The sequence below is a fragment of the Pseudomonas sp. D8002 genome, assembly GCF_013385695.1.
Taxonomy (GTDB): Bacteria; Pseudomonadota; Gammaproteobacteria; order Pseudomonadales; family Pseudomonadaceae; genus Aquipseudomonas.
The window spans coordinates 174,089-198,405 of the sequence record NZ_JACAPM010000003.1; the positions used below are offsets into that span (position 1 = coordinate 174,089).

The 24,317-nt window shown below is 62.2% G+C and carries 19 protein-coding genes; 11 read left to right on the plus strand and 8 right to left on the minus strand.

Translation table 11 applies throughout. The features are described from left to right. Window positions 1-10 precede the first annotated feature (10 nt). From HX807_RS01240 to HX807_RS01260, 5 genes are read left to right on the plus strand one after another with little or no spacing between them, the layout of a single operon-like run. Window positions 11-592, plus strand: coding sequence for a fimbrial protein (locus HX807_RS01240; RefSeq protein WP_003216422.1), 582 nt, complete (start codon window positions 11-13; stop codon window positions 590-592). A gap of 10 nt (window positions 593-602) precedes the next feature. Beyond that, on the plus strand, window positions 603-1,100 hold the full coding sequence (locus HX807_RS01245; RefSeq protein WP_177036182.1) for a fimbrial protein: 498 nt from the start codon (window positions 603-605) through the stop codon (window positions 1,098-1,100). A 14-nt stretch (window positions 1,101-1,114) separates the two neighbouring features. Further along, window positions 1,115-1,594 (plus strand): fimbrial protein, encoded by a 480-nt coding sequence (locus HX807_RS01250; RefSeq protein WP_003216426.1) that lies wholly within the window; start codon window positions 1,115-1,117, stop codon window positions 1,592-1,594. 11 nt (window positions 1,595-1,605) lie between these two features. After that, complete coding sequence (locus HX807_RS01255; protein ID WP_023659210.1) at window positions 1,606-2,139, plus strand: fimbrial protein; 534 nt, start codon at window positions 1,606-1,608, stop codon at window positions 2,137-2,139. A gap of 36 nt (window positions 2,140-2,175) precedes the next feature. Further along, window positions 2,176-3,147 (plus strand): fimbrial protein, encoded by a 972-nt coding sequence (locus HX807_RS01260; RefSeq protein WP_177036181.1) that lies wholly within the window; start codon window positions 2,176-2,178, stop codon window positions 3,145-3,147. 13 nt (window positions 3,148-3,160) lie between these two features. Here HX807_RS01260 and HX807_RS01265 read toward each other — a convergent pair whose 3' ends face one another. The 3 genes from HX807_RS01265 to HX807_RS01275 form a co-directional block, all read right to left on the minus strand. After that, window positions 3,161-8,266, minus strand: coding sequence for an NEL-type E3 ubiquitin ligase domain-containing protein (locus tag HX807_RS01265; protein WP_177049074.1), 5,106 nt, complete (start codon window positions 8,264-8,266; stop codon window positions 3,161-3,163). A 135-nt stretch (window positions 8,267-8,401) separates the two neighbouring features. Continuing rightward, complete coding sequence (locus HX807_RS01270) at window positions 8,402-11,494, minus strand: transglycosylase domain-containing protein (protein ID WP_177049075.1); 3,093 nt, start codon at window positions 11,492-11,494, stop codon at window positions 8,402-8,404. A gap of 253 nt (window positions 11,495-11,747) precedes the next feature. Next, entirely contained in the window at window positions 11,748-12,206 is a 459-nt protein-coding gene (locus HX807_RS01275; protein ID WP_032899435.1) for a transposase, read from the minus strand. 638 nt (window positions 12,207-12,844) lie between these two features. Between HX807_RS01275 and HX807_RS01280 the strand changes: the two genes are divergently transcribed. Next, window positions 12,845-14,257 carry an amino acid permease gene (locus HX807_RS01280; RefSeq protein WP_003216436.1) on the plus strand — a complete coding sequence of 471 codons (1,413 nt, stop codon included), beginning with the start codon at window positions 12,845-12,847 and terminating at the stop codon, window positions 14,255-14,257. Between the two features lie 45 nt (window positions 14,258-14,302). Here the strand turns inward: HX807_RS01280 and HX807_RS01285 are convergent, their stop codons facing one another. The 4 genes from HX807_RS01285 to HX807_RS01300 all read right to left on the minus strand — a co-directional run bounded on the left by HX807_RS01285 (window position 14,303) and on the right by HX807_RS01300 (window position 18,448). Further along, window positions 14,303-15,427 (minus strand): OpgC family protein, encoded by a 1,125-nt coding sequence (locus HX807_RS01285; RefSeq protein ID WP_177049076.1) that lies wholly within the window; start codon window positions 15,425-15,427, stop codon window positions 14,303-14,305. A 143-nt stretch (window positions 15,428-15,570) separates the two neighbouring features. Next, window positions 15,571-15,867 (minus strand): cupin domain-containing protein, encoded by a 297-nt coding sequence (locus tag HX807_RS01290; protein WP_003216439.1) that lies wholly within the window; start codon window positions 15,865-15,867, stop codon window positions 15,571-15,573. A 66-nt stretch (window positions 15,868-15,933) separates the two neighbouring features. Further along, the gene (locus HX807_RS01295; RefSeq protein WP_003216444.1) at window positions 15,934-17,553 is read right to left on the minus strand and encodes an FMN-binding glutamate synthase family protein; all 1,620 of its coding nucleotides are present in this window, start codon (window positions 17,551-17,553) and stop codon (window positions 15,934-15,936) included. A gap of 130 nt (window positions 17,554-17,683) precedes the next feature. Next, a complete protein-coding gene (locus HX807_RS01300; RefSeq protein ID WP_003216446.1) occupies window positions 17,684-18,448 on the minus strand; it encodes a LuxR C-terminal-related transcriptional regulator in 765 nt (254 codons plus the stop codon). A gap of 93 nt (window positions 18,449-18,541) precedes the next feature. Here HX807_RS01300 and HX807_RS01305 point away from each other — a divergent pair, with 93 nt between their 5' ends. The 5 genes from HX807_RS01305 to HX807_RS01325 all read left to right on the plus strand — a co-directional run bounded on the left by HX807_RS01305 (window position 18,542) and on the right by HX807_RS01325 (window position 23,278). Continuing rightward, complete coding sequence (locus HX807_RS01305) at window positions 18,542-19,363, plus strand: carbon-nitrogen hydrolase family protein (protein WP_177049077.1); 822 nt, start codon at window positions 18,542-18,544, stop codon at window positions 19,361-19,363. Between the two features lie 228 nt (window positions 19,364-19,591). After that, window positions 19,592-20,917, plus strand: a complete 1,326-nt coding sequence (locus HX807_RS01310) for an APC family permease (RefSeq protein WP_003216451.1) — start codon at window positions 19,592-19,594, stop codon at window positions 20,915-20,917. 100 nt (window positions 20,918-21,017) lie between these two features. After that, window positions 21,018-21,290, plus strand: coding sequence for a type B 50S ribosomal protein L31 (locus HX807_RS01315; protein WP_003216453.1), 273 nt, complete (start codon window positions 21,018-21,020; stop codon window positions 21,288-21,290). A 182-nt stretch (window positions 21,291-21,472) separates the two neighbouring features. Next, window positions 21,473-22,819: an HD domain-containing phosphohydrolase gene (locus HX807_RS01320; protein ID WP_023659212.1), complete on the plus strand. Its 1,347-nt coding sequence runs from the start codon at window positions 21,473-21,475 to the stop codon at window positions 22,817-22,819. A gap of 48 nt (window positions 22,820-22,867) precedes the next feature. Then, window positions 22,868-23,278: an NUDIX domain-containing protein gene (locus HX807_RS01325; protein ID WP_008435540.1), complete on the plus strand. Its 411-nt coding sequence runs from the start codon at window positions 22,868-22,870 to the stop codon at window positions 23,276-23,278. Between the two features lie 113 nt (window positions 23,279-23,391). On the opposite strand, the gene metR is transcribed toward HX807_RS01325, so the two are convergent. Further along, window positions 23,392-24,309, minus strand: a complete 918-nt coding sequence (metR, locus tag HX807_RS01330) for a transcriptional regulator MetR (RefSeq protein ID WP_003216460.1) — start codon at window positions 24,307-24,309, stop codon at window positions 23,392-23,394. Window positions 24,310-24,317 lie beyond the last annotated feature (8 nt).

Below are 24,317 nucleotides of genomic sequence, written 5' to 3' on the forward strand. Positions count from 1 at the left end.
GGAGAACGTCATGAAGTTGCACACAGTGAAGGTCTTGGGCGGTCTGTTGCTGGCCCTGATGGGGCCGGCGCACGCCGCGGATGACGAGGATGTGGAGGGCATGGTCGGGATGCTCAACATTCTCGGGTCCATGCATGAAACCCCCTGCAGCCTGGAGATGGCATCCCTGCACCAGACGATCGACCTGGGCCCGGTGTCGGCCAGCCAGTTGCAACGGCCCGGTGACCAGGCGACCTCCGTGGCCTTTCAACTGCTGTTCGAGGATTGCCGGCGCACCGCCGGCCGCATCGCCAGTGAACGCACGGGGAACCTGACATGGAGTGCTTATCAACCGGTGCTCTCGGTAGCGTTCATCGCACCAGCCGATGCCGACGATTCACGGCTGGTCAAGGTGCAAGGCATCACCGGGATGGGCCTGCGCCTGACCGATTCCCAGGGGCGCGATGTACAGCTGGGTTCAAGGGGGGAGCCATTGTTCTTGCCCTTGGGCCGCAACACGCAGACCTGGAACGTCCAGCCCACGCGCACCCCGGCACCCCTGACCAGCGGTGCATTCCGGGCCGTGGTGGATTTCAGGCTCAATTATGAGTAAGGGCAGAACAATGACCAGGTTAACCGGCCCGTGGGCCATTTTTATCGGTGCGGGACTGCTGTGGGCGGTCAGCCAGGGCGTGCAGGCCGATACCAACCTGACGATCCGCGCGACCATCATTGCACCTCCACCGTGCGTGATTAACAGCGGCGGCACGCTGAATGTGCCGTTCGGCAATGACCTGCTGACGTCACGGATTGATGGCGTGAATTATCGACGGGACGTGCCGTATACCGTCACCTGCAGTCCTCCCGTTTACAGCAACGCGATGACCCTGGAACTCAAGGGCGCGGCAGCCGGGTTTGATAACAAAGTGCTCTCGACCCCCAAGACCGACCTGGGGATAAAACTCTTCGCCAATGGGGCGGACTGGCCGCTGAACACGCCGCTCAGGTTTACCCATCCGACCTTTCCGGCCGTGCAGGCGGTGCCGGTCAAGCGCGCAGGCAGCACGCTAACGGGCGGGGCATTTGCGACCGCCGCCACCCTCGTGATCGAGTACCAATAATGAGGAAACGATCAATGAAATGTTGGCCACAGCGAACGTTGCTCGGCTTGTGTTGCTTCGGCTTTTTCAGTGCTGCGTCGGCCAACCTGACGTTCAACGGAACGCTGAACGAGCCGCCGCCCTGCACGATTGATTCGGGCAGCACGATTGAAGTCGATTTCGGGGATGTCGGCACCAAGCGTGTCGATGGCGTGAAATATCGCAGGGCCGTCGGCTACACCATCCGCTGCGGCGCCTCCACGCTGCCGTGGCTGTTGAAGTTGAGCGTCAAGGGCGCAGAGACAAGCTTTGATAACGCGGCCCTGCAGACCACTGCGCCTGACCTGGGCATTCGGCTGTACCAGAACAACGCGCCGTTTCGCCTCAACACGCCGCTGGACATCAGCCTGGCGGCACCGCCGACCTTGGAAGTGGTGCCGGTCAAACGGCCGGGTTCGGTCCTGAAGGCCCAAGGGTTCACGGCGGTGGCCACGCTGTTGGCTGAATACCAGTAGGAGTCGAGTGTATGCGACACGCAATGATTCATAAGGGCCTGGCCCTGCTGCTGACCTTCGGCCTGGCGGCCACGGCGCAGGCGGTGGACAACCTGAGGTTCAAGGGCAACCTGGTGGAACAGGCCTGCACCATCCGCCCGGGCGATGAAGCCATCACCCTGGAGCTGTGGGACCTGACCAGCAAGCACCTCTACATCAACACGCGCTCAGTGGGCAAACGTTTCACCCTGCACCTGGATGACTGCAATACCACCATCAGCGACTCGGTGACCATCCTGTTCAACGGTGCGGAAAACCGCGCGCTGCCCGGTTTGTTTGCGCTGGACGGTGGCAGCGGTGCCTCTGGTATCGGGCTGGGTTTGGAGACACTGAGCGACAAGCCGGTGCCGGTGAACAAGGTCGGCGACGAACAGAAATTGAGCCCCGGCAACAACGTCATCCTGCTCAAGGCCTATGTGCAGGGTGAGCCGGATGCCCTGCGGGACAAGACCATCGGGCACGGCAGCTACCGTGTGACTTCGACGTTTACGCTGGATTATCCGTAACGGTAAACCGTTATGCATGGGATGAAAGAGAACAACATGAAACGACTATTTGGAGCCGTTGTGCTGCTTGCCCTGGCTGGCGTCACGACGACCGTGAAAGCGGCTGATTGCCGGGTCAATGGCGGCAATTGGCAACGGGTGAGCATTGGCGGGACGTTGAACCTGCAGGTTCCGGTGAATGTGCGGCTGGAGGTGAATGAGCCGCGCATTCTCCTGTCCGGGGTGAGGATCGAATGCCGGTTTGAACCGGACAGCTATACCCCGGATGGACGGCAGGACTACTGGGCCACCGGGACGAGGATCGGGCCGGCCTGGTCGCCTGGTCCGAAGTTCGTCAGCCAGACGACCGGCTTGCGTATCAATGGCAGTTATTGGAACACGCCTATCCAGGCGGGTATCAGGATTGCGACCATGCCTAACAATACGTCTCCGATCCCGATCGATGTCATCCCTTATATATTGATCCGCAACAACCCGACCAACCCGATCGACATTCGAATAGGTGACACTCTGGGCGTGTTACGTCTCGACCAGACCAACAACTACGATTCCTTTTCCACGAGCCTGCAGCTTACGTACATCGCCAACAACGACTTCACCATCTCCCCGTCGTCGTGCACGATCAACAATAACCAACCGATCGAAATCAACTTCGGCAACGTGCACCAGAGGGCGATAGGCACCGACCCCGTATCAACCACCGTTCGTACCGATCGCACGCTCACCTACCGGTGCCCGGACCCGGGGATTACCACGCCGATCACCATTACCTACAAAGGCACGCCGTCCTCGTTCAACGCCAATGCGCTGGTGATGAGCAATCCGAACGTGGGCACGGCCCTTGTCCGTCAGGGGGCTGCGGTTCGAGTCAATGGCTCGTTCCTGACCCGTATCACCAACAGTTCCGGGAGCGACGTTGTAACGTTCGCCCTGGTCAAGCAGGCGGGGTCCCTGCCTGTCGAGGGGCCGTTGAACGGCAGCGGCGTACTGGTAATGGGGGTGCCATGACACACCCATACGGTCAGACCTGGCGCGTGACGCGGTTACGTTGTTGGCTGTGGCGTTCCAAAGCCTGGTGGGTCAACTCGCGCATCCATTGTTTTTCGCGGTAGCCCAGTTCGTTGAGCAGCAGGTTGTAGCTGTCGTCCGTCATGGGTTGCCCGGTCAGCACCTGCGGGTGCGGTACACCCAGGGCGTCGGCGAGGCCGATAAGCGTGAGCCTCAACGCTTCCTTCTGCTCGGCGGGTAAGCCGTTGGCCTGGGCCAGCCTGGCCTGGGCTTCCTGCAGTTCATCAAGGCGTGCGCATTGTTCGTCGAAATGCCGGGCATTGGCCTCAAGGGTGTTCGGGTGGTGGTCGTGCAGGTACTGTTCCCAATAGGGCTCCAGCAACATCTGGTTGACCAGGCCATCGCCTTCGCCCAGCTCCAGCACCGTGCTGTAGGCCTGTTCGATCTGCGTGGGTTTTACGTCGCCGGTGTCGCGGTACAGCATGTGTTCCGACAGCCAGGGCAGGTCGAGGCGCTTGGCCAGGGAGGTCTGGTAGCTCAGGTAGACCTCCACGTCGTCCACGTTACCCATCACGCCCTCCCGTCGTTGCGAACGCAGCCATTGGCCGAGGCCGCCTTCGGCTTCGGGTTTGAGCCGATGGGCAATGTCCTCGCTGGTGATGCGGTTCAATTGCTTGAGCCGTGCATTGCCCTTTGCCAGCGTCACCAGTTTGCCCTCGCGCTCGCTGGCCGAGGCGGAGTAACGCTGGGCTTCGCTGACCAGCACTTCGATGCCCAGGTCATTGAAAATCTGTGCACTGCCGTCGGCGCACAGGCCGGGAAAACTGGCCATCTTGAACAGCTTTTCACGCAGCGCCGTATCGTTGTGGGCCGCCTCCAGCAAACGCCAGACGCGCTCGCGCAACGTTTCAAGATTGTCCCAATAGGTGTCCATGTCCTGGGGCCGCTGGAAGAAGTCGGGCGCTTCAAGGGCCTTGATCACCTCGAACAAACCCTGGGAGCCGTGCTCGCGCTCCACCGCTTGCCACAGCTCCTGGCGCCTGCCCAATAACGGCGGCCTGACCCGTTCCAGCCACGGGCCGCTCTCTCCACGGGGTTCATAGCTGCGGTTGGGGTCCAGTCCGGCGGCTTCGCGGTACTGCTCGTACAGCAGGCGCTGGTCGTTGAGCAGGGTGTTGCGGTCCAGGCGGGTATGGGCGACGGTCCGGGCCTCGGCGCTATCGGCCATGAGCGCTGGCACATGATCAATCCGGGTTTGGCTCAGGTCCAGCAGGAAACCCTCCTCCCGTGGGTGGGCAAACAGCCCGGTGGGCCATTGGGTGATGGGGGTGCGGCTCAGGAACAGGCGGCGCAGGTGCGGCATTTTCGAGATGTTCGGTGGCTGCGTCAGCGGGTTGCGGTACAGGTTCAGGTTGCGCAGGTGCTTGAGGTTTTTCAGGCGCGCAACGTCGCCGTTGAGCAGCGTGATCTGGTTTTCCCCCACGTTGAGGTCGCGCAGGTAGCGCATGTTGGCGATGGGCTCGGGCAGCCGCGTCAGTTCGTTCGCACTGACGTCCAGCTCCCGCAGGGACGGGAATGCCTGCAGAAAGGGCCACTGGCTGTCGTTGAACATGCAGTTGGCCAGCTTCAGTTGGGTGACGTGCTCGAAACCATTGCCCAGCAGCGGCAGGCTGCCGGGCAGGTCGAGGGCGCTGAGGTCCAGGCTCGCGCCGCTCTGCACCTGGCCCAAGTCGTCGCGGTGCTCGGCGAGGCGGTCTTCCCAGCAGCGATAGAGTTTGTGCGCAATGATATTTTTACGCAGTTTTTCCTCCCGGGCCATGCGGCTGTTTTTGGGATGGGGGCCGGGCAGGCGCTTCCATTGCTCCAGCTCCCGGTACAGGTTGTGCCGCTGCAGGACCAGGCGATTGAGGACATCGTTGTTCAGCCCCGGGCCGATCTCATTGAGGAACCGCTGCAGGCGTTCCTCCTCCAGGGTCGGGAACAGACTGGCCAGCACCTCCCGGGCGCGGGCCTGGCCCAGGTGCTCCTGGGCGCGGCGCAACCCGCCGAGGGCCGCGCCGCCGAGCAGGGTGGTGGTCTGCACATCTGCCGTACTGCGCAGCGGTGGCTCGGCCAGCACCCGGCGCCGTTCGGCCAGGGGTTCGAGGGTTTCCATCAGCCAATGCTTGAGCCCGGCGCCCTGGCCGGGCCGGTAGCCCAGTTCACGTTGCTGCGCTTCGGACAGCGCGCGCAACAGGCATTCATACAGGGTATCCGGCCCATGCAGGCGCTGGCCCTGCTGATCGAACAGTTCGTAGCCCACGTCGTTCTGGCGCACCAGCACCCGGCGCCGGCGGGCATCGGCCGGCCCGGCTTCACAACGCAGCGTACCGCTGACCAGGCGATCGCGGATTTGCAGGTGCAGGTCGCCAAAGCCATCGCTGTAGCGCTTGAGGGTATTGAGCACCAGGCGCTCGGTACCTTCGGTGATCGCCCAGGGCGGGAAGAACCCCGCGTAGGCCTGGACACTGTGCTGGGCGAAGCTCAGTTCCCTGGCCTGATTGAGCAGGCGCAGCGGTACGTGGTGGTCCAGGGTTTGCCGTTCGGCCGGGGTTGTGCCGGCCAGCAGGGTGTCGGCCAGCGGCCGGTCCAGCGGGCTGACCTGTTCGCGCAAACGGCGTTCATGGGGATCGGCGCTGACCTGGCGGGCCTGATGGATGTAGTCGGCGATGTCACCGGTCTGGCGCGCCACCGAGTCCGCCAGTTGATCGCGCAAGGTTTGCACGCGCAGTGCTTGCGGCACGTCGCCGCCCAGCAGGTGCCTGATCGACGGCTCATCGAGAAACTCCAGCACCCGCGCCGGCAACTCGCCGGACATCACCTCGGCCAGGCTCAATTGCAGCGTGTCGGCCGGCGATGCCTGCGGGTTGGCGTACTTGTGGGAGTCACCGCTCTTGTCCGAGCGCACGAACACTTCCAATGCCTTGGTTTGGGGCCAGCCCGGCAGCTCGGTGATGGTCTGCTCGAACCAGGCGGACGTCGCATCCAGCGGCAGCGGTGCGCCGGCGCGAATGGTGTGCACGGTCTGTGTGGCAGCGCGCTGGGCTTCATAGCGATTGAGGGTCGCTTCCAGCAGCGGCGGGGTCGGCCGGTTTTGCACGTAAAGGTTGCGCAGCACACCGTCGTCGGCACCGCTGATGCGTTGCATCTGCTGCAGTTGCTGGTTGCTGAAGGGCGCCGTGCGCGGCCCCAGGCGGCGCATCAGCGTGGCGCTGTCCCAGGTGCGCGGTTGCTCGGCTTCATGTACGAAGGCGCCGTCGCCGTTGAACCGCACCAGGGGTTGATAGGCGTTGGCGCGCTCCGGGTGAGCGATACGCGTGTCGCCGGTTTCAGGGTCTGCCTGCACTTCGAAGTGAGTACCTTGCAGCGCGAGGATCTGCTTGCCCCGATGGGTGTGCAGGCCGTCGACAATGGGCGGCTGGTCGAGGTTTTTCACAGCATAGGGCGCAATATCCGGGTGCCACAGGCGCGTGCTGCCGTCGGGCCGCACCACCGGGCGCAAGCCTTCGACGAAGGGGCTGAGCTTGAGCCGTGCGACATGGCCCAACTGGCTGGCAGCACCGAACAAGGCAAACTGGATCACGCTGTCGGCCACCGCGACCACTTGCTCCGCCGCCTCGGCACCACGCCCCTGGGCCCAATCGACAATCCCCTCGAACACCTCGTCGGTGATCTGGTACAGGCTGTAGGCGAGCATCGCTTCCCCCAGCAGCGGCACGAAGGGCGTCAGCACCAGCAGCGCCGCATTGAAGATATCCCCGAGGATTTTTTCCAGGTTGTCCCACCAGGCCCAGCGCGCGTGGCGGTCGGCGGTGGCGGTGGGCACGGCGATGTCCAGGGCATCGTTGACGATCTTGTTCAACTTGAGGCGGTACTGGTAATTCCACAGGTCATTTTCGGCGGCGAGCGTTGAGCGATTGACGTGATCGTCACCGATAGCCTGCACGCTGAATTGCAGGTTTGGCTGGGTGGTCGGGGTGTCGCGCCAGCTGGGACGCGGGTCGGTGTGGGCGGTTTGATGCCAGCGCACACGGCTCAAGCGTGTATTGAGCCCGGCAAAGAATTCACCGCGCCTGGCGTGGTCGATGAACTGGCTGAAGAAGGTCTGGTAGCGCTGGCTGTCCCGCAGTTTTTCCGTGAGGTGGCTGAGGAAGGCCGCAGGCGAAGGGTATTGCTTCAGAGGGTGTTCGGGGTCTGCGGGGATGTACACCAGCACCTTGCCGACGGGTCGGGTGGGCTGCGGGACAAACAGCAACAGGATGCCGGTCAATGCCGTGTTCATCAGGCTCAGGGTATGGCATCCAAGCGCCTGACCGTCCAGCAGCGCGACGCGGCCGGCGATCAGGTCGAGCACGGCGCCGTGGGCATCGGCGTCGATGTCCCGGTTGATCAAGGCCAGGTGCGCCGCCGTACCCAGGGCAGTCTTCTGAGTGGCAATCATCTGCAGGCGCACGGCCCGGGTCACCGCCGGGTCATAGAACCCCAGGGCCTGGCGCAGGCTTTTCTGGTAGCGGGCGCCCAGGTCCAGGGTGCGGCAGATGTGCTTGAACTGTTCAGCGGTCAATACCGCGCCGGTGATGGAGTGGCGCAAGGTCAGTGTATCCCGCTGCCCGCGTGGGTCTTCGGCGGACAGGAAGGCGTAGTCGACGAAGGTGTCCGAGGCGGCAAAGTTGGCCAGCGCGACGTCCAGCAGCGACAGGGTTTTGCTTTGCTCCCCACGATTGAAATCGTGCACCCACCAGGCAACTTTGGCGCTGGCATACAGCCGCAGGCAGGTGGTTCTGACGTCGATCTCGCCATAGACCTTCAAGGCATTTTTCAGCAGCGGTTCGGCGAAGGCGTACACGTCGGTCAATGCCTGGAATCGCTGGTCCATCGCAGCCTGCTGCTGCCAGTGTGCGGCGATCGCGGGCTTGAGCGCTTGATGCTGGCTGGCGCTGGCATGGGGATAGTGGCGGATGCCTTGGTGGGCGACGTCGTTGAGTGCGCGCAGGCGGAGTGGCGAGGTGGTTTTCAGCCAGTGCGGCAGGGCGTTTTCGATAAACGCGTGGTGCAGGGACTGGTCGGGTATGTCGGCCATGGGGGCAACCTGTAGAGCTCAAAAAGAAGGCTTGAGTCTATGCACCGGCACGGCTGCGGATAAGTTTGAATAGTGGGTGGAAACCGCGGCGGATCCCTCAGTAATCCGCAAGTGAAAAGCGCAAGGATAGGCCCATCAGCGCACGCTGCATAAGCTGTTGTTGCCCGGTTGCAGATAGGGCGTAAGAATCGGCGCCATGCCCTTGAGTACCTGTACCGGCAACGCCGAAGTGAACTTGAAACCCTGGGCCGAAGCGCCGGGGACGAAGGCGGTCAGCGTGCCGAAATGATGCTCGCCGATGTAGAACACGAAGGTCGCCGTGCGGTTGATCGCCTTGGAGCTGAGAATCCGCCCGCCGGCGCCGATGGCTTCGATCCGGTTGTCGCCGGTACCGGTCTTGCCGCCCATGGCCAACGGCGTACCGTCCGCCAGTTTGAAGCTGCCGGACACGCGCCGTGCAGTGCCGGCGTCCACCACCTGGGACAGCGCCCCCTTGAGTGCCGTGGCCACCTCGGAAGGCATCACGCGCTTGCCGCGATTGGGGTCGTTGACCAAGCGGGTTTCGTACGGGGTGTCGGCGGCAAAGCGCAGGCTGTCGATACGCAGGGTGGGCTGGCGCACGCCATCGTTGAGGATGATCCCCACCAGTTCCGCCAGGGCCGCCGGGCGGTCGCCGGAGCTGCCGATGGCCGTGGCAAGCGACGGCACCAGATGGTCGAAGGGGTAGCCGACTTTTTGCCAGCGCTGGTGAATATCGAGGAAGGCTTCGATCTCCAGCATGGTGCGGATGCGGCTGTCGCGGGCACTCTTGTGGCGGCTCTTGAACAGCCAGCTGTAAACCTCCTGGCGCTCGTGTTCACTGGCGGCGGTGGCCTGGGTGAAGGTGGCGTCGGGGTTGTTCAGCAGGTAGCCCATCAGCCACAGGTCCAGCGGGTGAACCTTGGCGATATAGCCTTGGTCAGGCAGGTCGTAGGCGCCGGGGCCGTAATTCTGGTAGAGCTTTTCGAGGCGCTCGTCGGTGAGTTTTTCAGGGCTTTTGACGCTGCTCAAGTGCGAGCGGACGAAGCTGTTGAAACTCGCCTGGCTGGCGTTGGGCAGCAGGTAACGGTGTACGGCGGCCAGGCGAATGGCGGTGGGGTGCATGCCATCGAGGAACGTGTCGAGGCGCGCCTGGGTGTCCTTGTTGCGGTACTTTTTCCAGAACTTGAGCAGGAACGTAGTGCCCTCGCGGTCGGCAAACTGGGCCAAGTATTCCTGGCGGCGCGGGTCGTTGTCGTCCTTGAGCAACTCGGCGCTGTTGTTCGGGCCCTGGTAGGTGGTGTAGCGCACCAGGTCGCGCATCAAGCGAATGAACGGCAGGTTGATGGACTCGCGCAGGGCCTCGATCAAGGTGGGATTGCGGCCGTTGTCCTGGCTGCGGAAGTTGTGGAAGTGGTGCATGCCGCCGCCGGTGAAAAAACCTTCGCCGGTGTTGGCCGAGTATTGGCGATTGAGGGCGGCGTCGAGCATGGCCGGCAGGTTGCGGTCGCTGTTCTGGATCAGGTAATCGAGGGCCCAGCGGGTGATGCGGTCCTGGTCGTCCACCGGAATCTTGCGCAGCTGGGCAGCGGGTATCGCGCCGTATTTGTCGTGCAACTCGCTGACGATTTGCAGGTAGGTGGTCATCACCCGCAGCTTGGCGGTTGAACCCAGTTCCAGCTTGCTGCCTTCGTTGATGTCGAATGGCTGGTCGGTGCTGTCGGTTTGCACGCGCACGCGGGCACCGTCGGGTGTCATCTCGTAGAGGTTGAAACTGTAGCGAACCTGAGCGGTGCTGGCGGGCGTCAGCAGCGTGGGCCCGAGCAGGCCGATCTGCGCGGCGAAGGCGGGGTCGGCGAGTTGCTTTAGGTACGTGCTGGCCTGGCTTTGCAGGTCGGCTTGCAAGGTGCTCGTGGCAGAGAGATCGAGTCGGTCGAGGTCGTACAGCGGCTGGTTGAGCAGGGCGGCCAGGCGAGTGCGGGCGACGCTGATGCCCTTGTTGGTTTCGATTGGCTGGATCGTCGGTTGTTGCTGCCAGTCACGGTAGGTGACTTTGCTGGCGAGGGCTGCGCTGGCCAGCGCCGGGTCGATCACGTTGTTTTGTGCGAGCAGGCGGATGTGGCTGTCGGTGAGGTCCGCCAGTTCCTTGTGGCCCTTGGACAGATAGTGAGACGGGCGACGCTGGGCGATCATCAGCGACAGCACCTCGCGCAACGCCAGACCCTTTTGCGGCAGCTGTTTGGGGTCGGTGCCGATGAGCAGCGCGTTTGTCTGGTTGAAGTCGGCGCCGTACCACACGCGCAAGCCTTCGGCCATGCCGTGCACTTCGCCATGGCCGGGTACCGCCGACAGGGGCACGCTGTTGAGGTAGTCGCGCACGATGTCTTGTCGGGCCGCGAGGGTTTGCGGGCCGTCCTGATACGCGCGCACGCTGGCGGAAATCATCTGGCGGATTTTCTCGCCGCCGGACAGGGTCAGGCCGTCGGGCGAGTGGCGGTATTTTTCCAGCTGCGTGGCCAGGGTACTGCCGCCTGCCGTCTGGCCGGGCAGGTGCAAGAGCTTCGCCACCTGGGACCAGGCCGCCTTGGCAAAGCGCGGCCAATCCACGGCCGGGTTGAGTTGCGGGTTTTTCGGGTCCAGCAGGTCGCGGTCTTCGATAAACAGCAGGCTGCTGACCACCACCGGCGGGATCGCCGCAAAGCTTGGGTAGAACTGTTGTGGATACGTGAACTGATACAGCGGCGCGGCGCGGCAATCGGTGATGGTCAGGCCGGCCTGGATCTTTTCCGGGTAGGGCACGAACAGGCCGCGCTGGGCGTAGGCCATCAGGTCGGGGGAGAAGCGCGCTTGAGCCTGGATCAGGTAGTCACGCTTGATCAAGCGCGGCAGGAACTCGCCGAGGGCGCTGTAGCCCAGGCGCTTGTCAAAGGGCCCGGCGCCAGGGTAAACCCGTGCATCACTGGGGCCCGAATGCATTTGGTAGGTGAGGGTTGAGGCAATGTCGGAGAAGGTCTTGGCCTGCAACCTTGAAGTGCGCATTTCCCGCAGGGCGGCAAAGCCCAGGGCGATCAGCGCAATCAGCAGCACCAGCCAGAACAGCCGCCACCACAACCGTCGGCGGGGAGGAGGGCTTTGTGGCAACGGCTGTTCATCCGGGCTATCGGTGGATACCGCAGCCTTGGTCGAAGCGTTTTGCCATAAAGCGCCCATAGTCGATTGATCCATTTACGTAGATTGATCGGACTTGGTTGAAGCTTAGACGGTGGTGGGCGAGTGGGGGGGATTTGTGAGTGTGATGCTGTTTGTGGCGAGGGGGCTTGTCCCCCGTTGGGCTGCGCAGCAGCCCCAAAACCTGCCATGAAGATCTTCCTGAAGAAATGCGGTGTGTTTACTGGGGCTGCTGCGCAGCCCAACGGGGGGCAAGCCCCCTCGCCACAGACAAGCCCTCTCCACACAGGAAAAATCAGAGCCAGGCTGCGTCCCATAGTGGGTAGTCACCAATATGTTCGACCAGGCCCGCTCGCAGAGGATTGGCGATGATGTAGCGGGCAATTTTGCGAAGGTCTTCATCGCTACGCACTGCTCGGTCATGGTAGCCAAGTTGCCAGAATCGTTCTTTGCTGCCGCGTGCGCGATTAATGGTGAGGGTGCTGCGGGATTTGGTACGTCCCACAGCCTGCGACAACGTTGTGCCTTGCAGCTCAAATAGCCAATGAAAGTGATCAGGCATGACGACCCATGCCAGAGAGTCGACCATTCCCAATTCATGGGTCTTCCTGAATTCTGCTACCAGTAGTCTTCCCAAATGGAAGTCTTTGAACAGGGGTTGCCGGTTGTGAACCACGGCGGTAATCAGATAAGGACGGCCAGATTCTGAATGTCGACCACGGCGTAACAGATGAGAGTTGGGTTGATGAAGCATTCCTTTGCTCCTTGAGGGGAAGTAGTCAATTGACGTTAGCAGCTGCTGTGGAGTGCTCTCTTGCAGTTCAGTGTCGGCGTGTTTCTCGAAGGTAGATTTGTGGCGAGCGGGCTTGTCTGTGGCGAGGGGGCTTGTCCCCCGTTGGGCTGCGCAGCAGCCCCAGTAAAGACACCGCATTTTTCCGGATAGAACTTATGGCAGGTTTTGGGGCTGCTACGCAGCCCAACGGGGGACAAGCCCCCTCGCCACAGACAAGCCCGCTCGTCACAGATAACCCCGCCACATAACCCCAAACCGTCGAGCTAGAGCCTCCCCCACCCGTAAACCCGCCAAAGGTAGGGGCATGACGCTGCACCATTACCGTGCAATACTCGCCGCCGTTTGGTGGCGATGATTCCTACGCTAACCAGGTGATGCTCCTCCGCAAAAGGCGCCTTTACCGAGAGTTCCCGCTGAATCTTGCCGTTTATAGAGTGAAAACCCCTGGGTTTAGCTTTTTATACTGCACCCCCGCTGATCTGGCCCGGCCAGACCGTTTTACCCAAAAGGTGATCCGGCAACGGTACGCCATGGCAGACCCGCCATGACGCCCCGGACTCGGTGGCTCATATCCAATAACAAGACGAGGTTGTATCCCTATGCCAGCTGGCAATCATCTGCCCCACGGCGAGACCGCTCAGGGCGGTCCGCTGAAACGCGAACTCGGCGAACGGCATATTCGCCTGATGGCTCTCGGTGCATGCATCGGCGTCGGCCTGTTCCTAGGCTCGGCCAAGGCCATTGAAATGGCCGGCCCGGCGATCATGCTGTCGTACATCATCGGCGGCCTGGCGATCCTGGTGATCATGCGCGCCCTCGGCGAGATGGCCGTGCACAACCCGGTGGCCGGTTCGTTCAGCCGCTACGCCCAGGATTACCTCGGCCCGCTGGCGGGCTTTCTCACCGGCTGGAACTATTGGTTCCTGTGGCTGGTGACCTGCGTGGCAGAAATCACGGCCGTCGCCGTGTACATGGGCGTGTGGTTCCCCGATACACCCCGCTGGATCTGGGCCCTGGCAGCACTGATCAGCATGGGCACCATCAACCTGATCGCGGTCAAGGCCTTCGGTGAGTTCGAGTTCTGGTTCGCACTGATCAAGATCGTCACCATCATCGCCATGGTGATCGGCGGCGTCGGCATCATCGCGTTCGGCTTTGGCAACGATGGCGTGGCCCTGGGCATTTCCAACCTGTGGACCCACGGCGGCTTTATGCCCAATGGCGTGCAGGGTGTGTTGATGTCCCTGCAGATGGTGATGTTCGCCTACCTGGGCGTGGAGATGATCGGCCTCACCGCCGGTGAAGCGAAGAACCCGCAGAAGACCATCCCGAGTGCCATCGGCTCGGTGTTCTGGCGCATCCTGCTGTTCTACGTCGGTGCGTTGTTCGTGATCCTGTCGATCTACCCGTGGAACGAAATCGGCACCCAGGGCAGCCCGTTCGTGATGACCTTCGAGCGCCTGGGTATCAAGACCGCCGCCGGCATCATCAACTTCGTGGTGATCACCGCAGCGTTGTCGTCGTGCAACGGCGGTATCTTCAGCACCGGGCGCATGCTCTACAGCCTGGCACAGAACGGCCAGGCCCCGGCCACGTTCGGTACCACCTCGAGCAACGGCGTGCCGCGCAAGGCGCTGCTGCTGTCGATCTTCGTGCTGTTGCTGGGCGTGCTGCTCAACTACATGGTCCCGGAAAAAGTCTTCGTCTGGGTCACTTCCATCGCCACCTTCGGCGCGATCTGGACCTGGCTGATGATCCTCCTGGCCCAGCTCAAGTTCCGCAAGAGCCTGACCCAGGCCGAACGTGACGGCCTTAAATACCGCATGTGGCTGTACCCGGTCAGCTCCTACCTGGCCTTGGCGTTCCTGGTGCTGGTGGTGGGCCTGATGGCTTACTTCCCGGACACCCGTGTGGCGCTCTACGTGGGGCCGGTGTTCCTGGTGCTGCTGACGGTGTTGTTCTACGTGTTCAAGTTGCAGCCGACTCAAGCGGCGGCACGCACCGCGAGCTGAGTTTCCTGCGCTCAACAAAAAGCCCCTTACGGGGCTTTTTGTTTTTCAGGCGGTGGCGGGAGGCGCCGGTTGGGTGAGCCGTTTGTTCAAATCCAGCCAGGCCCCCAGCAGCGCCATCAGCCCGGCGCCTACCAATGCGGTGAAGATTTGCATGGCGAAGGCATCGCCGGTGATCGCATTGATCATGTCTGCCAGTGGCGCCAGCAGCACCCCCAGGCAGAACACTTCCAGGGAGTAGCGCCCCATACGGCAGGTTTGTCGGGCCAGCCAGTTCTGCGTCCATTCGCGGCCAGGCAGCAGCTTGGCGGTGACATAGGCCAGGGCCAGGAAGTGCAGCAAACGCACGGGCGACAGGTCGGTCTTGCTGATGGGGTACAGCAGGTCACTGAGCGCCGACGGCATCAGCGCGTCGTGGATTTCCGGCCAGCGCCACGAGAGCGTGAGAACCCCCGCCAACAGCGCATACACCGCCGCAGCGACGAACAATGGCTGACGCAACAGGCGCCGAGTCTCGACAGGGCGGGGTTGCCCGGCATGAATCGCCGCCGCGCCGCCCAGCACAAACAGCAACTGCCAGGTCACCGGATTGAAATACCACACGCCGTCGGCAATCGCCGCCAGGTTCCAGCCCAGGTGCGGGGCCAGCAAGTACACCGCCAGCGAAACAGCCACCACCGCCGAGGTCTTGCGCAACAGCAACGGCAACACCAGCGGCAGGCAACCCAGCAGCACGATGTACAGCGGCAACGGGTCCATCAGGTTGGGTTTGAAGCGCAGCAACAGTTCATCCACCAGGGCTTGCTGGGGATGAGTGACGAAGTGCGTCAGGCCCATCTCTTCAACGAGGTCGCGGGTTTCCACATGGCTGTTGGCGAAGAACACGATGCCCATCAGCATCGCCAGCAGGAAGATGTGCACCACGTACAGCACCCAGGTGCGCCGCCAGATCTTCACGCAGGCGATCAGATAACCGTCGCGCTGCAGGATCTTGCCGTAGGCCAGCACGGCCGCATAACCGGCCAGGAACACGAAGACCTCCGCCGCGTCGCTGAAACCGAAGTTGCGCAAGGTGATCTGGCCCAGAGGGTTGTGGGGCACGTGATCCCAGAAAATAAAGATCAACGCCAGGCCCCGAAAAAAATCGATGCGCGGGTCGCGTCCGTTCAACATGGCAGCGGGCTCTTGAACAAGGGGTTTAGTAATGACAAGTGGACGACGGCTTCAGTCGAGCCGTACGTCGGGCGGGCGCAGGTTGGCGGTATTTGTAAGCAATTGCAAAGCTGAGTTTTTTGCTGAATGTCTCATCGCTTTGTTTAAACGTCGATGATCACCAGCGTGCCTTGGCTGCCGGCGAGTACCGCGTGGGCGATGCCGGCTTCAACCAGGTACATCTGACCGGCGCCGACGTCGATGGCCTCCTCGCCAATAGACAGGCGCAAAAGGCCGTCGATCACCAACAGCCCTTCGTTGTAGTCGTGGGTTTCTTCTTCATAAGCCTGTGCATCCATGCGCAGCACCTTGATCCGCGCCGGGCCGACCTGGCCCACGCGGGTGGATTTCCAGGTGTCCGGCAGTTGGGCGGCAAGGGCGGTGAAGTCGAGTAACGGCATGGTGAAGCTCCTTGTTTCAACGATGCCGTTCGGTGGTCCGGTTCAGCGGGGTTGTTCAGTGCGGGCTCAGGCCGCGGCGATTTCATTCGGCTCAAAACTATCGGCCCGTGCCATCTGCCACATGCGCGAATAAAACTCGCCGTTCACTTCGCCGGTGAGCAATTCGCCAGGTTTCAGGAATACATGCAACTGCGAGAACAGCTTGATCTCGGTGGCCGACATGCGCCGCACCAGGTGCTTGGCCGACAGTTGTGAAGGGTGGTCGAGACCGGCGGCAGCGAGCATTTCTGCCAGGGCCTTCAACGTGTTGCGGTGGAAGTTGAACACGCGCTGGGCCTTGTCCGGCACCACCAGTGCGCGCTGGCGCAACGGGTCCTGGGTGGCCACTCCGGTGGGGCATTTGTTGGTGTGGCAGCTTTGCGACTGGATACAGCCGATGGCGAACATGAAGCCCCGCGCCGAGTTGGCCCAGTCGGCACCGATGGCCAGGACGCTGGCGATGTCGAACGCGCTGACGATCTTGCCGCTGGCGCCGAGCTTGATCTTGTCCCGCAGGTTCAAGCCCACCAGGGTGTTGTGCACGAACAGCAAGCCTTCACGCAGCGGCACGCCGATGTGGTCGGTGAACTCCACCGGCGCGGCGCCGGTGCCGCCTTCCTTGCCGTCCACCACGATAAAGTCCGGGAGGATGCCGGTTTCGAGCATGGCCTTGGCGATGCCCATGAATTCCCACGGGTGGCCCAGGCAGAACTTGAAGCCCACCGGTTTGCCGCCCGACAGTTCACGCAGCTGGGCGATGAAGTGCATCATTTCGATAGGAGTGGAAAACGCGCTGTGGCGCGACGGCGAGATGCAGTCCTCGCCCATCATGATGCCGCGGGTGTCGGCGATTTCCTGGGTCACCTTGTGCTTGGGCAGGATCCCGCCGTGGCCCGGTTTGGCGCCTTGGCTCATCTTGATTTCGATCATCCGCACTTGCGGGTTCTGCGCCTGCACGGCGAAGCGTTCCGGGTCGAAAAGGCCGGCGCTGGTGCGGCAGCCGAAGTAGCCGCTGCCGAGCTCCCAGGTCAGGTCGCCGCCGTTTTCCCGGTGATAGGGGCTGATGCTGCCTTCACCGGTGTCATGGGCGAAGTTGCCGAGCTTGGCCCCCTGGTTGAGCGCGCGAATCGCGTTGGCGCTCAGCGAACCGAAGCTCATGGCCGAGATGTTGAACACCGAGGCCGAGTAGGGCTGCTTGCATTGCGGGCCGCCGACGATCACGCGAAACGCGCTGGGGTCGCTCAGCGGCGCGGGGCGCATGGAGTGGCCGATAAACTCAAAGCCCGACTGGTAAACGTCGATCAGCGTGCCGAAGGGTTTGTCGGCACTTTCATTCTTGGCGCGGGAATAGACCAGCGAGCGCTGGGCCCGGGAGAAGGGCAGGGCGTCGCTGTCGGATTCCAGCAGGTACTGGCGGATTTCCGGACGGATGCCTTCCACCAGGTAACGGATATTGCCCAGGATCGGGTAGTTGCGGCGCACCGCGTGGGGGCTTTGCAGCAGGTCGAAAATGCCGATCAGGCTAAGGATGCCGGTCACCACGGCGATCGGCCACAGCCATTCGTGTTCGATAAACGGCATGCTGGCGAGGGTGAAAATGACGCAGACGGCAAAGAACGCGTAACGGCTTAACAAGGACAGGCTCATACAGGGTTCCTTAGTTTTTATCCTGTAGGAGCGAGCTTGCTCGCGAAGGTCGTTAACGATAGCGCGGTTGTCTGGATGACCGCGGTGCATTGACGTTTTTCGCGAGCAAGCTCGCTCCTACAGGGCTCGATCAGGCGTTTTGCGCCTGCAGAAAAATCGAGAACAGCTCCGACTGGGATTTGATCCCTAGCTTGCTGTACATGTGTTTCTTATGGACTTTCACGGTTTCAACAGAGATTTCCAGCTTACGAGCGATTTCCTTGCTGGAGCAACCACTGAGCATCAAACGGCCCACATCCAGCTCGCGCGCGGTGAGTTGCGCGCCCCAGCCATCGTTGTGGATAGGCTGCTCCGGAGCGCTCACCTGGTTGAGTTCATGGGGCAGGCGCTGGCGCAGCAAGCCCAGTACCCACGGTTGAATCAGCGACAGCAGGGCAATCTGCTGTGGGTCAAAGCGCTGTTTGGAGCCCAGGGACAGGCACAGGGTTCGCCCATCCGGTTGCTGGCAGTTGAACTGGATTTCATCGGCCACCACGTTCAACCGGAAGTAGCGCTGGTAATACTCGGTCAGCTCGAAATGCTCCGGGGCCACTTCGGCCAGGCGAAACAGCCCGGTGCGCGAGTGTTCGCGGCTGGCGATGTAGAAGGGATCGAGCAGGTATAAACCGTTGAGGTAATCCTGGAACAGATGGTCCGGTTCACCGTCCTGGCCGGGGCATTCGGCGAACACCAGGGGTTTGTGCTCGCTGCTGAACAGCAACACCACCCAACTGTCGAACGGCACATATTGGTCCAGCAACCGGACAAGCTGCGTCCAGAAATTCGGCTGGTCCAGGGCGTCTATCATCTGCCCCACCGAACGGTGCCAGGCGATGTCTTCCAGCGACAATGTCATGCATCTACCCCCATAGGGTTAACCCGGCTGCGTGATTTCCCGAGTGTTCGCGGCTGCGCATACTGCGCCACAGATAAAGAACAAGGAATAACCATGAAGGTCGAATTTGCCCAGCTGGCAGGCCGCGATAACGGCACAGCTTACAACCTTGAGCGCGCGTTGGCGGCAATTGCTGCGTGTGCGGCGGATACCCAATTGGTCGTATTCCCGGAAACCCACCTGATGGGCTTCCCGACCGCCGGCACTGTGGCGGACGTCGCCGAACCAGTGGACGGCCCGACCGTGCAGGCGATTATCCAGGCCGCCCGTGCGCGCAATATCGCCGTGGTGATCGGCATGGCCGAGAGCGACGCGGGCCAATTCTATAACACCACCTTGATGATCACCCCGGACGGCATCGCCCTGCGCTATCGCAAGACCCACCTGTGGGCCTCGGACCGCGGCGTCTTCACCCCGGGTGACCGCTACGCCACCTGCGTGTGGAACGGCGTGCGAGTTGGCCTGTTGATCTGCTACGACATCGAATTCCCGGAAACCGCCCGGGCCCTGGCGCAGTTGGGCGCTGAAGTGTTGATCGTCACCAACGGCAACATGGACCCGTACGGCCCCACCCACCGCACTGCGATCATGGCCCGCGCCCAGGAAAACCAGGCGTTCGCGCTGATGGTCAACCGGGTGGAAGAGGGCGACGACGGCCTGATGTTCGCCGGTGGCAGTGCGCTGGTCGACCCGTTCGGCAGCTTGCTGTTTGAAGCCGGGCGCGGGGAAGGGCAGTTCCGCGTTGAACTGGACCTGGGGCAACTGGCGGCGGCGCGACAGGACTATCGCTACCTGGATGACCAGCGCTTGAAATTGCCGGGGGAGGTGATTGAGCGCGAGGACGGGACGCGGGAATTGTTGATCCCCAAACCCTGACACGGGTCTCGTGGCAAGGATGCTGTTGTGGCGAGGGGGCTTGTCCCCCGTTGGAGTGCGAAGCGCTCCCGCTTTTTCTGGGGCCGCTTCGCAGCCCAACGGGGGACAAGCCCCCTCGCCACAGAAGCTGCATTTCACCAAAAAGCTTCTTCAACCATAAAAATTATTGCGTTCGCTGCACCGACTTCAGTTCTGCCATAAATCTAATAATTGCGCGGAGAATCGCTCATGGCTCGTTTGCAACGCACCCTGTCGTTAGGGTCGGTGGTGCTGTTTGGCATCGCCTATATGACACCGATCATTGTCCTGGGCACCTTCGGTATCCTGGCGCAATCCACCGCCGGCATGGTCCCGGCCGCTTACCTGGCCGCCCTGGTGGCGATGTTCTTCACCGCCATGAGCTACGGCCGCATGGCCTCGGCGTTCCCGGTGGCCGGGTCTGCCTACAGCTATGTGCGCAAGGCCATCAGCCCCAAGCTCGGGTTTATCGCCGGTTGGGCGGTGTTGCTCGACTACCTGTTCCTGCCCATGGCCATCTGGCTGATCGGCGCGGCCTACCTGCATTCGGCTTTCCCGGCCGTGCCGCAATGGGTCTGGGTACTGGCGTTTATCGGGGTCACCAGTGTGATCAACATCATCGGCCTGAAACTTGCCAACGGCATCAACGCCTTGCTGATGCTGGTGCAGTTCCTGGTGCTGGTCGCCTTCGTCGCGCTGTGCATCCACTACATCGGCGGTGATGCGAGCAAGCCGCTGTGGACCATCACCCCGTTCTTCAACGGCCAGATGCAAATGCCGTTGATCATGAGCGGTGCGGCGATCGCCTGCTATTCGTTCCTGGGCTTTGACGCGGTCAGCACCCTGACCGAAGAAACCCGCGACCCGCGCCGCACGATTCCCCGGGCGATCATGCTGATCACCCTGATCGGCGGGCTGATCTTCGTCGGTGTGTCGTACTTCGTGCAGATCGCCCACCCATCGTTCGAGTTCACCGACGTGGATTCTGCCGCCTACGAGATTGCCCGCAACATTGGCGGCGACCTGTTTGTGTCGATCTTCCTGATCGGCCTGATCGTCGGCCAGTTCGCCTCGGGGCTGTCGGCGCAGGCCAGCGGTTCGCGGTTGCTGTTTGCGATGGGCCGCGACGGGGTGTTGCCCAAGTCGTTCTTCGGTACTTTGCACGCGCGCTTCGGTACGCCGGTCAACAGCATCCTGCTGTGTGCGGTGGTTGCGTTACTGGCGTTGAGACTGGACGTCACCACCTCCACCTCGTTCATCAACTTCGGTGCGTTCCTGGCTTTCAGCCTGGTGAACCTGTCGGTGATCTTCCACTACTGGATCGGTGCCAAGCAGCGCGGTTTGCGGGAGTTGGTGCTGTTCCTGGTGTTCCCGACCATCGGCCTGGTGGCGGATTTGTGGTTGATGGTCAGCCTTGATCACCTGGCGATTTACCTGGGCCTGAGCTGGTTGGCGATTGGCCTGGTGTACCTGGGTTTCCTGACGCGGGGCTTCTCCCGGCAGCCCCCGGAAATGGACTTTCAGGAAGCCGCATAGAAGCTTGGGGTCTATTCTTATTGCAATCGGTTCTCGTTTGGGTGCATCATTTGTGTTACTGTATAACACTTGATGTTCACCCAGACGCCCCGGAGGCCTTATGAAACCTGGTATCCACCCCGACTACCGCACCGTGTTGTTCCATGACACCGCCGCCGACGTTTTCTTCCTGATCGGTTCCACCGTGGAAACCGACCGTACGCAACAACACAGCGACGGCAACACTTACCCCTACGTACTCCTGGACGTGTCGAGTGCCTCGCACCCGGTGTACACCGGCCAACAGCGCAAGACCCAGTCCGAAGGCCGCATCGCCGGCTTCAACAAGCGATTTGCGTCGTTTGGTTCGGCCGGTAAAACCGCCGAGGCGTGATGCACCGCGCGTTACCTCAGGGCTGCTTCATTCAATGAAGTGGCCCTTTTTTATGCCTATCTGACGAAGTGATGTCGCAAGGCCATCACTGCAAAGAAAAACCGACTAAACTGCTGGGTAATGGCCAGGAGGCTGTTACCTTGACCGTAGGACACGCACATCGACGCTATACGAGGTGCCCCATGGGAGAGTCAGTGACCTTCGCAAATCCCGACCGTCCGGTGGTGCTGTTGATTGACGCACACCCGGACGTGCTGGACCGCCTGACGCAGTTGCTGCGCCTGGAACCCTTTGAATTATGCAGCGCCACCGACGCCGCTCACGCGCTGGCGATTCTGGCGCAGCAACCCGTCGACCTGGTGATGAGTGCCGCGCGCCTGCCGGACATGGACGGCGCCACCCTGCTTGCGCAGATCCACCATGATTACCCGCACACCGTGCGCATCCTGCTGACCGGTGAAACCGACCTGACGCTGATCATCAAGGCCATCAACGAAGGGCAGATCTACCGCTACCTGAGCAAACCCTGGAAAGACGAAGAACTGCTGCTGGCGTTGCGGCAATCCCTGGCCCATCAACACTCCGAGCGTGAGCGCCTGCGCCTGGAGCAATTGACCCGCCAGCAGAACGACGAACTCAAGCAACTCAACGCCAGCCTGGAAAAACGCGTGGCCTCACGCACCAGCGAGCTGCAGCAAACCGCTGACATGCTCGACCTGGCCTACGAAGAACTCAAACACAGCTACGCCACCGGCACCGAAGTGTTCTCGCTGCTGGCCAACCTGCGCTTGCCCCGAGCCAAGCAAACCAACCGGCAGATCATCGAGCTGGTGCGCACTTGGTGCCACGGCCGCGGCCTGGATGAGGCCAGCAATCGCGACCTGACCATGGCCGCCGCGCTCTACAACATCGGCAAGTTGAGTTGGAGCGACAACATGATGGTCTCTCCCAGCGACCTGCTGCACAGCACCTACCGTGAGCGGTACCGGGCGTATCCGGCCCAGAGCGAATCGTTGCTGATGACCCTGGAACCGATGAAAGACGCGGCACGCTTGATCCGCCATCACCAGGAACGCTGGGACGGCAGCGGCTTTCCCGACCACCTCAAGGGCGAAGCAATACCTGTAGGTTCGCGCCTGTTGAAACTGGCGGTGGACTTCATCGAACTGCAACGCGGCTTGATCCTTGAGCGGCAGATGAACAGTGACGAAGCGCTGCTCTACATCCGCAAATACGCCGGGCGCCTTTACGACCCGGACATGGTCGAGGACTTCATCCAGGCCTGCGCCGCGTTCCTCAGCGACGTGACCCTGGGCGACCCGTCGGTAAAGGTCCTGACCACCCGCGAACTGGCCGAAGGCATGGTGCTGGCGCGCAACCTCAACGCCGACAACGGCATGCTGCTGCTCAACGCCGGCAAGGTGTTGAACCTGCCGCTGGTGGACAAGCTGATTGCGTTCGAGGCCATGGAAGGGGCGAAGTACAGCGTGTTCATCAAGGAGCCGGATGAGGCACTGCTTTCGGGGTGAGACCGGTTCATGGGATCCTTGCGCCTTTGTATTCAAGGCGACCTTTTCATGACCTCCACCATTCGCATCGCCGCCGCCCTGCTGATCGGCAGCGACGGCCAGACCCTGCTGGTACGCAAGCGCGGCACCCAGGCCTTCATGCAGCCGGGCGGCAAGATCGATGCCGGCGAGCAACCCGCAGAGGCTTTGGCCCGTGAGCTGCACGAAGAACTGGGCCTGCGAGTTGATCCGGAGGCGGCTGTGTACCTTGGGCAGTTCTCGGCGCCGGCGGCGAATGAGCCGGGGTTCGTGGTGCAGGCCGAATTGTTCCAAGTGCACATCGACGTGCCTGTGACACCGGCTGCCGAGATTGAAGAGGTGTGCTGGATCGACCCGGCGGGCGACGGCGGTTTGCAGCTTGCGCCGCTGACCCGGGATTTGATTCTGCCGTTCTACCGCGCCTCTCTGATCCCTGCCTGATCTTGTGGCGAGGGAGCTTGCTCCCGCTGGGGGGCGAAGCGGCCCCAGGATTTTTGGGTCTGCTGCGCAGCCCGGCGGGAGCAAGCTCCCTCGCCACAGGTATCCGCTACAGGTCAGCGAACGGCGCTGACGCCGTCCAGGGTCGAAAACGAGGTGTCCTTGGCCGTCAGCAGAAAATCACGCATGTACGGCGCGTCCAGCATGTCGGCGCGAATCCCGGCGTACAGCGTGGCAAACAAACCTTTCTCCCCCAGCCGCTTGGCCTTCACATACCCCCGGGAGCTGTATTCATGCAGCGCCCAATGGGGCATGCCGCACACGCCGCGACCGCTGGCCACCAACTGCATCATCATCACCGTCAGTTCCGAGGTGCGCACCTGGGCCGGTTCTACATCCGCCGGTTCCAGGAAGCGGGTGAAGATGTCCAGGCGATCCCGCTCCACCGGGTAGGTGATCAGGGTTTCGCTGATCAGGTCTTCGGGCACGATGTACGGCTTGTTCGCCAGCGGGTGCTGGTTGGCCACGGCGAGCATGGCTTCGTAGGTGAACAGCGGTACATAGGTGATGCCCGGCAGCTCCAGCGGGTCCGAGGTCACCACCAGGTCCAGGTCGCCACGGGCCAAGGCCGGCAGCGGCGCGAAGGCGAAGCCGGAGGCCAGGTCCAGCTCGACTTCCGGCCAGGCATCGCGGAACTGGTCGATGGTCGGCATCAACCACTGGAAGCAACTGTGGCACTCGATGGCCATGTGCAAACGCCCGGCCGTGCCGCCGGCCAGGCGCGCGATGTCGCGTTCGGCACCGCGCAGCAAGGGCAGGGTGGCGTCCGCCAGTTGCAGCAGGCGCAGGCCGGCGCTGGTGAAGCGCAGCGGCTTGGTCTTGCGCACGAATAACTGCATGCCCATGCGCTCTTCCAGTTCCTTGAACTGGTGGGAGAGTGCTGATTGCGTCAGGTGCAGGCGCTCAGCGGCCTCCACCAGGCTGTCGGCTTCGCGCAAGGCGTGCAGGGTCTTGAGATGGCGGATTTCGAGCACGGGGTCTC